The sequence below is a fragment of the Pseudomonas crudilactis genome, from assembly GCF_013433315.1.
Taxonomy (GTDB): Bacteria; Pseudomonadota; Gammaproteobacteria; order Pseudomonadales; family Pseudomonadaceae; genus Aquipseudomonas; species Aquipseudomonas crudilactis.
The window spans coordinates 61,082-73,540 of the sequence record NZ_WXVV01000014.1 but is presented as its reverse complement, the minus strand read 5'-3'; the positions used below and the strand labels follow the sequence as shown (position 1 = coordinate 73,540).

At 58.8% G+C, this 12,459-nt stretch carries 12 protein-coding genes; 10 read left to right on the top strand and 2 right to left on the bottom strand.

The features are described 5' to 3' along the window. Positions 1-33: 33 nt before the first annotated feature. The 8 genes from GTU76_RS16910 to GTU76_RS16875 all read left to right on the top strand — a co-directional run bounded on the left by GTU76_RS16910 (position 34) and on the right by GTU76_RS16875 (position 5,464). Positions 34-828 (top strand): helix-turn-helix transcriptional regulator, encoded by a 795-nt coding sequence (locus GTU76_RS16910; protein ID WP_016985136.1) that lies wholly within the window; start codon positions 34-36, stop codon positions 826-828. Positions 829-861: 33 nt separating this feature from the next. Then, positions 862-2,256 carry an efflux transporter outer membrane subunit gene (locus GTU76_RS16905; protein ID WP_180699129.1) on the top strand — a complete coding sequence of 465 codons (1,395 nt, stop codon included), beginning with the start codon at positions 862-864 and terminating at the stop codon, positions 2,254-2,256. A 157-nt stretch (positions 2,257-2,413) separates the two neighbouring features. Further along, positions 2,414-3,019: an SCO family protein gene (locus tag GTU76_RS16900; RefSeq protein ID WP_008079652.1), complete on the top strand. Its 606-nt coding sequence runs from the start codon at positions 2,414-2,416 to the stop codon at positions 3,017-3,019. Then, entirely contained in the window at positions 3,019-3,498 is a 480-nt protein-coding gene (locus GTU76_RS16895; protein WP_016985134.1) for a copper chaperone PCu(A)C, read from the top strand. The genes GTU76_RS16900 and GTU76_RS16895 overlap by 1 nt, the downstream gene beginning before the upstream one ends. A gap of 206 nt (positions 3,499-3,704) precedes the next feature. Further along, entirely contained in the window at positions 3,705-4,157 is a 453-nt protein-coding gene (locus GTU76_RS16890) for an Ohr family peroxiredoxin (RefSeq protein ID WP_175554026.1), read from the top strand. Between the two features lie 183 nt (positions 4,158-4,340). Next, positions 4,341-4,796: a MarR family winged helix-turn-helix transcriptional regulator gene (locus GTU76_RS16885; RefSeq protein ID WP_180699128.1), complete on the top strand. Its 456-nt coding sequence runs from the start codon at positions 4,341-4,343 to the stop codon at positions 4,794-4,796. A 90-nt stretch (positions 4,797-4,886) separates the two neighbouring features. Further along, on the top strand, positions 4,887-5,261 hold the full coding sequence (locus tag GTU76_RS16880; protein ID WP_016985131.1) for a hypothetical protein: 375 nt from the start codon (positions 4,887-4,889) through the stop codon (positions 5,259-5,261). Next, a complete protein-coding gene (locus GTU76_RS16875; protein WP_180699127.1) occupies positions 5,258-5,464 on the top strand; it encodes a helix-turn-helix transcriptional regulator in 207 nt (68 codons plus the stop codon). Before GTU76_RS16880 ends, GTU76_RS16875 begins: the two co-directional genes overlap by 4 nt. 26 nt (positions 5,465-5,490) lie before the next feature. Here the strand turns inward: GTU76_RS16875 and GTU76_RS16870 are convergent, their stop codons facing one another. Both GTU76_RS16870 and GTU76_RS16865 read right to left on the bottom strand, forming a co-directional pair. Continuing rightward, positions 5,491-6,195, bottom strand: a complete 705-nt coding sequence (locus GTU76_RS16870) for a hypothetical protein (protein ID WP_180699126.1) — start codon at positions 6,193-6,195, stop codon at positions 5,491-5,493. A 116-nt stretch (positions 6,196-6,311) separates the two neighbouring features. Then, positions 6,312-7,328, bottom strand: a complete 1,017-nt coding sequence (locus GTU76_RS16865; protein WP_180699125.1) for an ABC transporter substrate-binding protein — start codon at positions 7,326-7,328, stop codon at positions 6,312-6,314. Positions 7,329-7,794: 466 nt separating this feature from the next. Between GTU76_RS16865 and GTU76_RS16860 the strand changes: the two genes are divergently transcribed. Continuing rightward, on the top strand, positions 7,795-10,005 hold the full coding sequence (locus tag GTU76_RS16860) for a sulfatase-like hydrolase/transferase (protein WP_180699124.1): 2,211 nt from the start codon (positions 7,795-7,797) through the stop codon (positions 10,003-10,005). 151 nt (positions 10,006-10,156) lie between these two features. Then, positions 10,157-12,427 carry a catalase/peroxidase HPI gene (katG, locus tag GTU76_RS16855; RefSeq protein WP_180699123.1) on the top strand — a complete coding sequence of 757 codons (2,271 nt, stop codon included), beginning with the start codon at positions 10,157-10,159 and terminating at the stop codon, positions 12,425-12,427. The last annotated feature ends 32 nt before the right edge of the window (positions 12,428-12,459 follow it).

Sequence of the window (12,459 nt, the reverse complement as noted above, 5' to 3'; positions counted from 1 at the left end):
CAGTGAGGGTTCTGAACCAGGGATGACAAGGATATGAATCTGACCGGCAGTATTCGCAATATGGAAAACCCGCACTTCTACTGGCAACTGGGGGAACTGATCGCAAGCACCGGCGATGATCACTTCGCCACGAACATGTTTCAGTTGGTGGACACGTTGGTGCCGGTCAATCGGGTCGACCTCAGTGAATGGACGCTCGATGAGCGTCAGGCCAGCGTGGTTGAAATCAAGCCGTTGGGCAGTGCCGGCTTACCGCAGACTTTCCCCCCGCCCGATCCGCTGGAGAGACCGGACGATCATCCGTTGTTGCAGAAAATAATCGAAATGAATGACTCGTTGCTGATCCAGTTGAAAGCTTCACTGCTACCCCGTCATCCGCAGCACAGCGTGCATCAGTGCAACCTGGTGTCGCGCACTTCAAACCGCCGCTGCGTCATCTCGTTTTACCGTCCGCACACCCAGCGAGTTTTTTCTCTGCCGGAGCTGTCGTTTCTCAAGCGTCTGTCCGACACCCTGCTGCCGCTGATCGAACGACATGCGCAAATCAGTCGACAATCCCTCGCCAGACAACCACGCCAGCCCTTGGCCGAGCTGGATCAGGCACCACTGGCGCAGGTATTCGACGAGCGTCTGGCGATCAGCGATATCGCGCTCTCGGCGCGCGAAAAAGAAGTCTGCCTCGGCCTGTTGACCGGCGGCACCGTACCGCAAATGGCGGAACAACTGCGGGTCAAAAACAGCTCGATCGAGACGTACCTGAAACGTGCCACGGCCAAACTCGGCGTCAGTGGCCGCCATGGTCTGGCGAAATGGATGGCCGGGGCCTGAGCACAACGCTCTTTATATGCATGAGGCAGTTCGATGTTGACGTTGCGACTTTCCCTGCTGTCCATGGCAATGCTGATGGGCGGTTGTTCATTGATTCCCGAGTATCAGCGGCCCGTTTCACCCAGTGCCGCGCAATATCCAGCAGCGACGCAGGCTGCAACGAGCAGCGAGGACTGGCGCACGCTGTTCACCGACCCGGCGCTGCAACAGCTGATTGAAAGCGCGCTGGTCAACAACCGCGACCTGCGCGTAGCGGCTCTCAACGTCGAAGCCTTTCAGGCGCAATACCGCATTCAGCGTGCCGACCTGCTGCCGGCGGTGTCGGCCAATGCCAATGAACTGCGCCAGCGCATGCCGCCGAGCGTGACCCAAGGCAAAGCGCTGATCAATTCGACGTACTCGGTCAACCTCGGTATCAGCGCCTATGAACTGGATTTCTTCGGTCGCGTGCGCAGCCTCAGCGAGGAGGCCTTGCAGACCTGGCTGGCCACCGAACAGGCGCGGCGCAGTGCGCAGTTGAGCCTGGTGGCCAACGTCGCCAATGCCTACCTGACCTGGCGCGCCGATCAAGAGCTGCTGATTCTCACTCGCGAGACCCTTGCTGCCGATGAACAGAGCCTGCATCTGACCACGCGCAACCGCGAGGCCGGCAAGTCTTCGGCGCTGGAGCAGGCGCAGGCCAGGACCAGCGTCGACAGTTCACGGGCCAATCTGGCGCGTTATCAGCGCCAGGTCGCTCAAGACTTGAACAGCCTGACCTTGCTGGTTGGCGCGCCGGTGCCCGAGGCCCTGCCCGCCCGACCACTGGCCAGCGATCTGGTGCAACAACTGCCGGCCGGGCTGCCATCGGATCTGCTGCAACGGCGTCCGGACATTCTTCAAGCGGAGTACAAACTGAAAGCGGCCAACGCCAATATCGGCGCAGCGCGCGCGGCGTTTTTCCCCAGCGTCAGCCTGACGGCGAATGCTGGCACCTCCAGTCGAGACCTTTCCGGTTTGTTCGGCGCCGGTTCCGGGGCATGGACCTTTCAGCCGCAGATCAGCCTGCCGATCTTCAATGCCGGCAGCCTGCGCGCCAGTCTGGATTATTCGAAGTTGCAGAAAGAAGTGGCAGTGGCCGAATACGAAAAATCGATCCAAACCGCGTTTCAGGAAGTCGCCGACGGCCTCGCCGCACGCAGCACGTATCAGCAGCAATTGCAGGCGCAGCGTGATCTGGTCCAAGCCACGCAGACCTATTACAACCTGGCGCAGAACCGCTATCAGAATGGTGTCGACAGCAGCCTGACGTTCCTCGATGCGCAGCGTTCACTGTTCAGTTCGCAGCAAGGTCTGATCACCGATCGCCTCGCGCAACTGGTCGCCGAGGTCAATCTGTACACCGCGCTGGGCGGCGGTTGGAGCGTTGAGGATTCGCGGGTGCAGTGAGTCCGTCGTCACTTTTTCTTACACCTTTTGTCGCTCGATCCTGTGCCGCGCGGCGATCCGTGGCCGGCGTCTGCCCTCAGTTTGGTATCATGCGCCGTTTTTACGGTTAACCCCCCGCCAGTCCTGCTGACTGACGGGCTGCAAAAGGCGGTATTAGATGACGGCTTTGTTGACTCGCCGCAAGGTGCTTGCGGGAATGGGCGTGCTCGGGCTAGGCCTGCTCGCCGGCTGCGACACCCGCGGCCAACTGTCGTACAAGTACGGCAAGGATCTGAGTAACAAGATCATGGGGCGCACCTTCAAACTGAAGAACACCGATGGCGAAACCATGACGCTGTCGAGCTTTCGCGGCATGATGCCGATGGTGTTCTTCGGGTTCACCCAGTGCCCGGCAGTCTGCCCGACCACCCTCGCCCGCGCGGCGAAAATCAAGAAACTGATGGGCGCCGATGGCGATCGTTTGCAGGTGATCTTCATCAGCCTCGATCCCGAGCGCGACACCCCGGAAATCCTCGACGCCTACATGAAAGCCTTCGACCCGACGTTCGTTGCGCTGTACGGCACGCTCGAGGAAACCGCAGCCACGGCCAAGGAATTCGACGTGTTCTACGAGAAAGTCCCGGCCGGCGACACGTACACCATCTCGCATACCGCCACCAGTTACGTTTACGACTCCAACGGCGGCTTGCGCCTGGGTCTGTCCACCTCGCTTTCGGCAGAACAATGCACGGAAGATTTGCTTACTGTTATGGAGGTTTGCTGATGCAACCTGTTCTGAACCACATCAAACGCGCTGTCATCGGTTTTTCTCTGCTGGGTCTGGCATTCCAGGCGACCGCAGCGACCAAAGTCGACGATGCCTGGGTCCGTGCCACCGTGCCGACCCAGTCCGCCAGCGGCGCGTTCATGACCCTCACCGCCGACAGCGACAGCAAGTTGCTCAGCGTCGCGACGCCAGCGGCCCGAGACGTGCAGATCCACGAAATGACCATGAAGAACGACGTCATGAGCATGGGCCCGGTGAAGTTCGTCGAACTGCCGGCCGGCAAAGCCGTCAAGCTTGATCCGAACGGCTACCACGTGATGCTGATGGGCCTGACCGCGCAGTTGAAGGAAGGCGAAAGCGTGCCGCTGACCCTGACCGTGGAAAACGCCAAGGGCGAGAAAGAGACCATCGAAGTCAAAGCGCCGGTGCGCGCGCTGACCAACATGGAAGGTCACGATCACAGCAAAATGCACTGATCGCTGACTGCAAGACCCGCGGGGCGGCCTGATCGATGATCAGGCCGCCCCGTTTTTTTTGCGCACACACAAGGATTACCGCTGGTCGACAGAGCGCATTCGGTGGATTGACAGGGAAAGGCTGTGAGAGGATATTTATTACATCGCATGCGATCTAACCGCATGCGATAACAAATCCAACCATTATGTCTCTGAGGATTAATCCCATGCACACGATCGAAAAAGTACTCGCCACCGGCAAAACCCACACCACCGCTGCCAGTGCCGGCATCACCTCCCGCGGGCACAACGGTAATCTCGACATTCAACTGTCCTCCCCGGGCAGTGCCAAACCGGCGCACGTATTTGCCAACGCCTTGCCGCATCCAACCGCTGAGCAACTGTTTGCCGGTGCCTGGTCAGCTTGCTACACCGCCGCCGTCGGCCTGGTTGCCAACGACCTGAATGTGGTGCTGCCAGCCGACATGTCGGTGGACATCGAAGTCGACCTCGGCCAGACCGGCCCGGCCTACTTCCTTCAGGCTCGCCTGACCCTGCGGGTACCGGGCATTGCCGAAGACGTCGCGAAAAACCTGGCGCACACCGCCGACCAGATCTGCCCGTACTCGAAAGCCACGCGCGGCAACATCAACGTGGCATTGAACGTCATTACCGAATAATTTTATTCAGTCAAATACATCGCATGCGATATAGGCGCATAAGATAAAGATGCAATCGGCTCGCCCTGCTCTCTTGGGCGAACCGATTGGCTTGATCAAATACTCAACACTCCCGATAAAATCGCATCCGACGTATAGTTCGCTCCATACGGTTGAACGGTCACCCGACCCATGAGGATGAACATGAAGAACAGCAACGCTCCCACCGATCTCAAGCTCAGCGACTTTCTGTGCTTTGCCGTCTATTCGACAAACCTCGCCTTCGGCAAAGCCTACAAGCCGATCCTCGAACGGCTCGGCCTGACTTACACTCAATACATCACCGTGGTGGCGCTCTGGGAACAGGACGATCAGACCGTCGGCAGCCTCGGCGAAAAGCTGTTTTTGGAATCCAATACCCTCACCCCGATCCTGAAAAAACTCGAAGCCATGGGTTACCTGCAACGCCAGCGCGACCCGGCGGATGAACGCCAGGTGCGAATCAGCTTGACCCAGAGCGGTCGCGACTTGCGCGAAGTGTCGTCGGGCAGCACCCTGTTCGACGCCACCGGACTGACCCCGGACGAGTTCACCCAGATGCAGCAATCGATCGTCAAGTTGCGCAACAACCTGATCAAATCGGTGAATGGCGCCGATTGATCGGCCGTTGCGGCCATGATGGAAAGCGTGCTTTACATCGAATAAATCTTCGACGACCATGTAAAGGGTCTTTTACATAGGAAGTGAAGAATGAACCGCTACTACCTCGAACTGGGCGCCGCAACGATCCTCTACATGCTGGTGCTGACGATTTCACTGATCGCCAGCCAGTACCTGCTGGATGCCAACATTATTCTGCGATCCGTTGTCGCACTGACCCCGATCCTTCCAGCAGGCCTGATGTGCTGGGCCATCGTACGCAACATGCGGCGCATGGATGAAATGCATCTGCGCATCCAGTTCGAAGCTTTGGGTTTTGCCTTTGCCGCCTCGGCACTCCTGACGTTCAGTTATGGCTTTCTGGAAAACGTCGGCGCTCCGCACATTCCGTGGACGTGCGTGTGGCCGGTGATGGGTCTGATGTGGATTGTCGGCCTGCAAATTGCGCGACGCCGCTACCAATGAAAAACCGACTCAAGGCACTGCGCGCCGAGCGCAAATGGTCGCAGGTCGATCTGGCGCAACGCTTGAACGTGTCACGCCAGACAATCAACGCGATTGAAAACGAACGCTACGACCCGAGTCTACCATTGGCTTTTCAGATTGCCCGGGCGTTCGAAATGCCGATTGAAAGCATTTTTGATGATGGCGAACCTGCGCGCGACTGACCGTCGCACGTGGCTCGACGACGTGCTCAGCCGTTGCGTGACAACGCCTTGCGCACATTGATGCTGGTCACGGCTGCGGGCTGGGTCGGTGCCTGCACCTCGGGCTGATCGGGCGCTTGTGCCTGGGCAGGTTGCGGTGCGTGATATTGGCTTTCGACCCGCTGATTCAATTGGGCAAGAAAGCTATCCAGTGCCGTGATCAGCAGCTTCTTGCGCTTGGAACCTTTGACGCACTGATAAATGTAGTAGCCCGCCCCCACCAGAAAACCCAGTACGCCTGAAACGAAACCGATGCCAACCCACAAGACAAAAGCAATCAGCAAAGGCTTCCAGCGAAACGGTGACAGTTCGAGTTCGGTGTTCAGCGCCTTGCCATCGCGAATCTGATATGTCTTGGCTGAGGTCTGGTTTTGCAGGTGAGTGTGCAAAACGGTCTTGCCATCGTTGCTGACGGCGCTGATCAGCGAAATGTCCTGCCCGCTGCGCAGAGGAATATCGAGACCGCGCAATTGGATATCGTGTTCGATGCCGTCGGCCGTTTTGATCCAGAACTCATGATTGACGACCAACATAGTGTTGATCTGAAGTGCGACAGGTTGGCCAAGGCTGTTGACTTGTCCGTTACCACCGGTGGAGGTGATGTGGGTTTCGCTCATTTTTTCGCTGCCCACCACTTCACCGCTCAACACAGTGAAGTCAACGGTTACATCGCCATGGGTGAACTTGTGCATTGGGGGTCCTTGATGCGTCGGTCGACGTTCGGGATAGAAATCCATAGGCCGCGAATGCTACTAAGTGGCCATCTCCCTGTCCAGAACGCCACGCCCCCTCGTTATCAATCGCCCACTTAGCTCCCCGCGCCACCATGCGCCTCTTCAAAGAAGTAATCCTTCCAGCTGTCGGCCTTGTTCTTCAGCACACCCAGCTCCTGCAATTTCTCCGCGTAAATGAATGTGCGCTGCGGCACCACGGTGAAATCGATTTCCGGGTCCTTGACGATTTGCTCGACCAGCGCAAGCGGCAACTTCGACTGTTCGACACGAATGTACGCCTGAGCCGCCGCCGGTTTGTCGGCCTTGATGATCTTCTCGGCCTCGGCCAGTGCGTCGTAGAACGCCTTGTAGGTTTTCGGGTTTTCGTCGTGGAATTTTTCTGTGGTGTACAACACGTTGAACGTCGCTTGACCGCCGAGCACGTCATAGGAACTCAGCACTTTGTGCACGTTGGGATTCTGCAACGCCTGATACTGGAACGGCGGGCTGGAGAAGTGCGAGTTGATTTCCGAGCCGCCGGCAATCAGGGCCGCCGTTGCATCGGGGTGCGGCAGGCTGACCGAGATGTCGTCGAATTTCTTGTATTGGGCATCACCGAATTCCTTGGCGGTTTCGATCTGCAAGGTGCGCGACTGGAAGCCTACACCGGCGGCAGGCACGGCAATCCGGTCCTTGTCGGTGAAGTCCTTGAGGGTCTTGATGTTCGGGTTATTGGTCAACAAATAGTTGGGCATCGAGCCCAGTGCGGCGATGGCTTTGACGTTCTGTTTGCCTTTGGTGCGATCCCACACGGTGAGCATCGGCGGGACACCAGCAGACACCACGTCGAGCGAGCCGGTGAGCAGCGCTTCGTTCATCGCCGTGGCACCGGAAATGCTGTTCCAGTCGACCTTGATGTCGAGGCCCTGTTCTTTACCGTGTTTTTCGATGAGGTTCTGGTCGCGCACCACATCGAGGATCAGATAACCGATACCGAATTGCTGGGCGATGCTGATCTTGCCTTCGGCCTGAGCGCCGGTGCTGAGCAACGCACTCGCCGCCAGAGAAGTGGCCAGCAGAGTCAGTGCAGAACGTTTGAACGGTGTGGCCATGACAACCTCGCAGCAGGGGATGGTGTGCTGAAAGGTCTGACTTTATCGCTATAAAAAATAGAAATTAAATACCTTTATCGCATATCGATAGTACGCGAACGTCTTCCCGGCAGAACACGCCGTGCGGTTGCCACGAAGGCGTGACGATCAAGCTGTACAAGTGAGATAGCACTCGCTCCGGGGTTGAAGTGGTGACATGCAAGGTGCCGAACATCCGGTCCCACGCTGACTGTTTGTGGGGGCTGTTAAACAGCCTGAAACAATAAATCCGTCGAGACTCTGCGGCATCAATAGCCGCCATTGTCGCGCAACACGTACGAGCATCAGGGCTGCAGACATTCCAGTCCCGGCAGTCGGTGCTTGGCCAGCGGGTCAGCTGTGCGTTTAAAAAGGCGATCAGACAGCCGACCCTTGATATCATCGCGCACACTTTTTTGACGTTTTGATGACTGGAAGGTCTTTTTTTGTGAGCGCTCTTTTTCACCGGTTGCGACAGTCGCACGCCCGCCTCTTTTCACTGATAGTTCTGGTGCTGATCGTACCGGTGTGCCTGCGCGCGGCACTCGGCTGGTCGACCCTGCCGGGGTACTTGTCGGATCTGGCGATTGGCAGTCTGCTGGTGATGTTATTGCATCGCCGGGCGTGGTGGCTGGCCCTGCCGGTGCTGCTGTTCTGGGGGCTGCTGGCGGTGGCCACGGCGGAACTGGTCAGCGCGGTGGGCCGCCTGCCGACGCCTTCCGATATTCATTACCTGATCGATCCGCAGTTCGTGGAAAACTCCACTGGCGGTGGTCTGGCGCATCCGGCATTAGCCGTCACCTTGCTGCTGGCCTTGTTGTTCTGGCTGCTCACGCAATTTGCCGGACGCGACGTCTCCCGCCCGGCCCTGCCCCGCCCGGTCTGGGCCGCACCGCTGGTGCTGTTCGCCGCGCATTGGGGTGCGCAACACCTGTGGCCGAGCGAAGCTGATCCCTGGCGCGTTTACAACCTGCCGCATCAATTGCTCGCGAGCGAGGTCGCTGACCTGCAGATCCAGGCCGAGGAATGGCTGGACGGCGATGTTGAAGAAGCCGCACCGGCCATGGCCGGGCTGACCGATGTCGACCTCAGCGGGCACAAATTGCTGGGGACACCGGGACAAGCGCGCAACGTGCTGATCATTGCTCTGGAAGGCATTCCCGGGGCTTACATCCGCGCCAACCGCGAGGCCATCGGCAGCCACTACCAGCAAGACCTGATGCCCAACCTCAGCCGCTGGGCCGAGCGCGGCATGAACACCCCCGATTACGTGCTGCACACGCACCAGACCATTCGAGGTCTGTACGCGATGCTTTGCGGCGATTACGACAAACTCAACAACGGCACGCCCAAAGGCGTGGAGATGCTCACCCAGCGAGAGCGCAATCAGGCCTGTCTGCCGGCGCAGCTGCGCCAGAACGGCTTCAGCACGCATTATCTGCAAGGCGCCGGTCTGCGCTTCATGGCCAAAGACAAGATCATGCCGCACATCGGTTTCGATGCGACCCATGGTCTGGAATGGTTCAGCAACAGCAATTATCTGGAATTCCCGTGGGGCAAGGATGACAAGGCGTTTTTCGAAGGTGCTCTGGATTATGTCGGCCAACTGAAAAAGCAGAAGCAGCCGTGGATGCTGACGCTGCTGACCGTGGGCACCCATCAGCCCTACTCCGCGCCGGATGACTATCTGGAGCGCTACGAGACACCGAAGCAGGCCGCGGTCGGCTATCTCGATGATGCGCTGGATCAGTTCCTCACCAGCCTGGAGCGTCAAGGTGTGCTCAAAGACACGTTGGTGGTCATCACCTCGGATGAATCCCACGGCATCGATGGCGTACGTCTGGCCTCGGCGTGGGGATTCAATCTGACCCTGACGCCGGAGCATGAACAACTGCCGCGCCTGAATGCCGGGGTTTACGGCCACGTCGATCTGAGCGCCTCGATCCTCGACTATTTCGACTTGCCGGTGCCCACCGCACTGAGCGGCCGCTCACTGTTTCGCGACTACGACACCGGCCGCGAAATCATGTCGTTCACCAACGGCAAGCTGCGCTATCACAACGGTCAGGGGATCTTCTCCGAATGCGACATGCCGCGCCGCTGCCGCTATTACGAAAGCGCCGGTTTCATCGCCGAAAGCGCCAAATACAAGGGCAACTACAGCGGCCAACCGGCCCGGCAAATTGCCGCCCGCGCCAACGCGCTGGACCTGTCGCTGCTGCGCACACCGCTCAATCACCGCTATCAATTCGGCAGCACCAACGTCATCCCGCTGCAAGCGCAGATCAACGATGACTGGGCCGACAACCTGATCGGCGCGCAGTACCTGGAAATGCCCAAAGGCTCGCACACTCGCGTGCGCCTGACCGTGCGCTCGGTCGATCCGCAGCAGGCGGCGTACATTCAGCTCAAGGCCAAGGAGTTTGAACAGGACGTGCAGATCGGTTTGCCACAGGAGATGGTTGCAACCGCCGAGCAACCACTGGAAATGAACTTCAGCTTCGACAACCCGCAAGAACGCAAAGCGTTTTCTTTCCATTTGCTGGGTTATGGCTTGGGCGCGGTTGAGGTGACGGATTTCAGTGTGATTACCGAGTTGCCGGGGCAAGAGGACATCCTTGACGACGTGCCGGAGGACGACACGGCTCAATCCACCTGACCAGGATTCTATAAGGGCGAGCGCGCAGTAAAAGGTTCTGACTATCAATGTCCAATAGTCGGCCTATTAGCTGACTTCCCCAGTCGGGTCTAGCCTTACTAGTCCGAAGTCGGCACGAGCCGGCCGTAGCAGACCTGATAAGGACCCGAACATGGCAAACGAATCGAAATGCCCGTTCAACCACGCCGCCGGTGGTGGTACGACGAACCGTGACTGGTGGCCGAATCAACTCAACCTGAAAATCCTCAGTCAGCATTCGCCAAAGTCCGATCCGTTCGGCAAGGATTTCGACTACGCCAAAGCTTTCAAAAGCCTCGACTTTCAAGCCCTGAAACAAGATCTCAATGCGCTGATGACCGACTCTCAGGACTGGTGGCCGGCCGACTTCGGCCACTACGGCCCCCTCTTCATCCGCATGGCCTGGCACAGCGCTGGCACTTATCGCACCGCCGATGGCCGTGGTGGCGCCGGCTCCGGGCAACAACGCTTTGCACCACTGAACAGCTGGCCAGACAACGTCAGCCTCGACAAGGCCCGCCGCCTGCTGTGGCCGATCAAACAGAAATATGGCCGCAATATTTCCTGGGCCGACCTGATCGTTCTCACCGGTAACGTCGCGCTGGAATCCATGGGTTTCAAAACCTTTGGTTTCTCCGGGGGCCGTCCTGATGTGTGGGAGCCGGACGAAGACGTCTACTGGGGTTCGGAACACGAATGGCTCGGTGGCGACAGCCGTTACGGCAAGGACAAGTCCGCCATGCAGGAACCCGGTGACGGCACGTTGGTCGCCGAGCCGGATTTGCATGGCAGAGAAGAGAGCCGCACCGATCAGGGCGAACGCAACCTGGAAAATCCGCTTGCCGCAGTGCAAATGGGCCTGATCTACGTGAACCCCGAAGGTCCGGAAGGCAATCCTGACCCGGTTGCTTCAGCCCACGACATCCGCGAAACCTTTGGCCGCATGGCCATGAACGATGAAGAAACCGTCGCCTTGATCGCCGGCGGTCACGCCTTCGGGAAAACCCACGGCGCCGGTCCGGCCGATAATGTCGGCGCCGAACCGGAGGCCGCCGGGCTTGAAGAGCAAGGTCTGGGCTGGCGCAACGCTTTTGGTACCGGCAAGGGGGCGGACACCATCACCAGCGGCCTCGAAGTGACCTGGACCACCACACCGACACAGTGGAGCAACAACTACCTGGAACACCTGTTCGGCTTCGAGTGGGAATTGAGCAAAAGCCCGGCAGGTGCGCATCAGTGGATTCCGAAAAACGGCGCCGGTGCCGGCACCGTTCCCCACGCCCATGATCCGAACAAGAAGCTCTCGCCAACCATGCTCACCTCTGACCTGGCGCTGCGTTTCGACCCTGCCTACGAGCAGATCTCCCGGCGCTTCCTCGCCAACCCGGATCAGTTGGCCGATGCTTTCGCTCGCGCTTGGTACAAGCTCATCCACCGTGACATGGGCCCGCTGTCGCGCTACCTCGGCCCGGAACTGCCGAACGAAGAACTGCTGTGGCAGGATCCGATTCCCGCCGTCACTCACCCACTGATCGACGACAACGATGCCGCAGCGCTGAAAAGCAAAGTACTCGCCTCAGGCCTGTCGGTGTCGCAACTGGTCTCCACCGCCTGGGCGGCACTCTCGACGTTCCGCGGTTCAGACAAGCGTGGCGGCGCCAACGGCGGCCGTCTGCGTCTGGCGCCGCAGAAGTTCTGGCAGGCCAACCAGCCTGAGCAACTGGCCAAAGTGCTGCAAACCCTTGAGGGCATTCAGGGCGAGTTCAATGGCGGCGCCGCCGGCAAGAAAGTCTCGTTGGCAGACCTGATCGTGTTGGCAGGGAATGCCGGGATTGAGCAAGCAGCGAAAAACGCCGGACACTCCGTCTCAGTGCCGTTCAATCCAGGGCGTACGGACGCCAGCCAAGAGCAAACCGACGTCGACTCGTTCGGCTTCCTTGAACCGATTGCCGATGGTTTCCGCAACTACAGCAAGGGCAAATACAGCGTTTCGGCTGAGGCGCTGCTGATCGACAAGGCACAACTGCTGACCCTCACCGCGCCGGAAATGACTGTGCTGCTGGGTGGCTTGCGGGTGTTGAACACCAACGTCGGGCAAACCCGGCATGGCGTGTTCACCTCGCAAACCGAGGCGCTGACCAACGACTTCTTCACCAACCTGTTGGACATGGGGGTGGAGTGGAAGCCGACTTCAAGGGATGCGGATGAGTTTGAAGGACGCGACCGTAAAACCGGTAGCGTGAAGTGGACGGCGACACGGGTTGATCTGGTGTTTGGTTCCAATGCGCAACTGCGCGCGCTGGCGGAGGTGTATGCCAGTTCGGATGCGAAAGAGCAGTTTGTTAAGGACTTTGTTGCGGCCTGGACGAAGGTGACGAATCTGGATCGGTTTGATTTGAAGTGATTTTTCGGAAAATGAAAACGCCGCATTGTTTC

Coding starts and splice junctions, on each gene's coding strand:
- GTU76_RS16900 (WP_008079652.1), top strand. CDS start 2,414: ATGACGGCTTTGTTGACTCGCCGCAAGGTGCTTGCGGGAATGGGCGTG.
- GTU76_RS16885 (WP_180699128.1), top strand. CDS start 4,341: ATGAAGAACAGCAACGCTCCCACCGATCTCAAGCTCAGCGACTTTCTG.
- GTU76_RS16910 (WP_016985136.1), top strand. CDS start 34: ATGAATCTGACCGGCAGTATTCGCAATATGGAAAACCCGCACTTCTAC.
- GTU76_RS16905 (WP_180699129.1), top strand. CDS start 862: ATGTTGACGTTGCGACTTTCCCTGCTGTCCATGGCAATGCTGATGGGC.
- GTU76_RS16880 (WP_016985131.1), top strand. CDS start 4,887: ATGAACCGCTACTACCTCGAACTGGGCGCCGCAACGATCCTCTACATG.
- GTU76_RS16895 (WP_016985134.1), top strand. CDS start 3,019: ATGCAACCTGTTCTGAACCACATCAAACGCGCTGTCATCGGTTTTTCT.
- katG (WP_180699123.1), top strand. CDS start 10,157: ATGGCAAACGAATCGAAATGCCCGTTCAACCACGCCGCCGGTGGTGGT.
- GTU76_RS16875 (WP_180699127.1), top strand. CDS start 5,258: ATGAAAAACCGACTCAAGGCACTGCGCGCCGAGCGCAAATGGTCGCAG.
- GTU76_RS16890 (WP_175554026.1), top strand. CDS start 3,705: ATGCACACGATCGAAAAAGTACTCGCCACCGGCAAAACCCACACCACC.
- GTU76_RS16870 (WP_180699126.1), bottom strand. CDS start 6,195: ATGCACAAGTTCACCCATGGCGATGTAACCGTTGACTTCACTGTGTTG.
- GTU76_RS16865 (WP_180699125.1), bottom strand. CDS start 7,328: ATGGCCACACCGTTCAAACGTTCTGCACTGACTCTGCTGGCCACTTCT.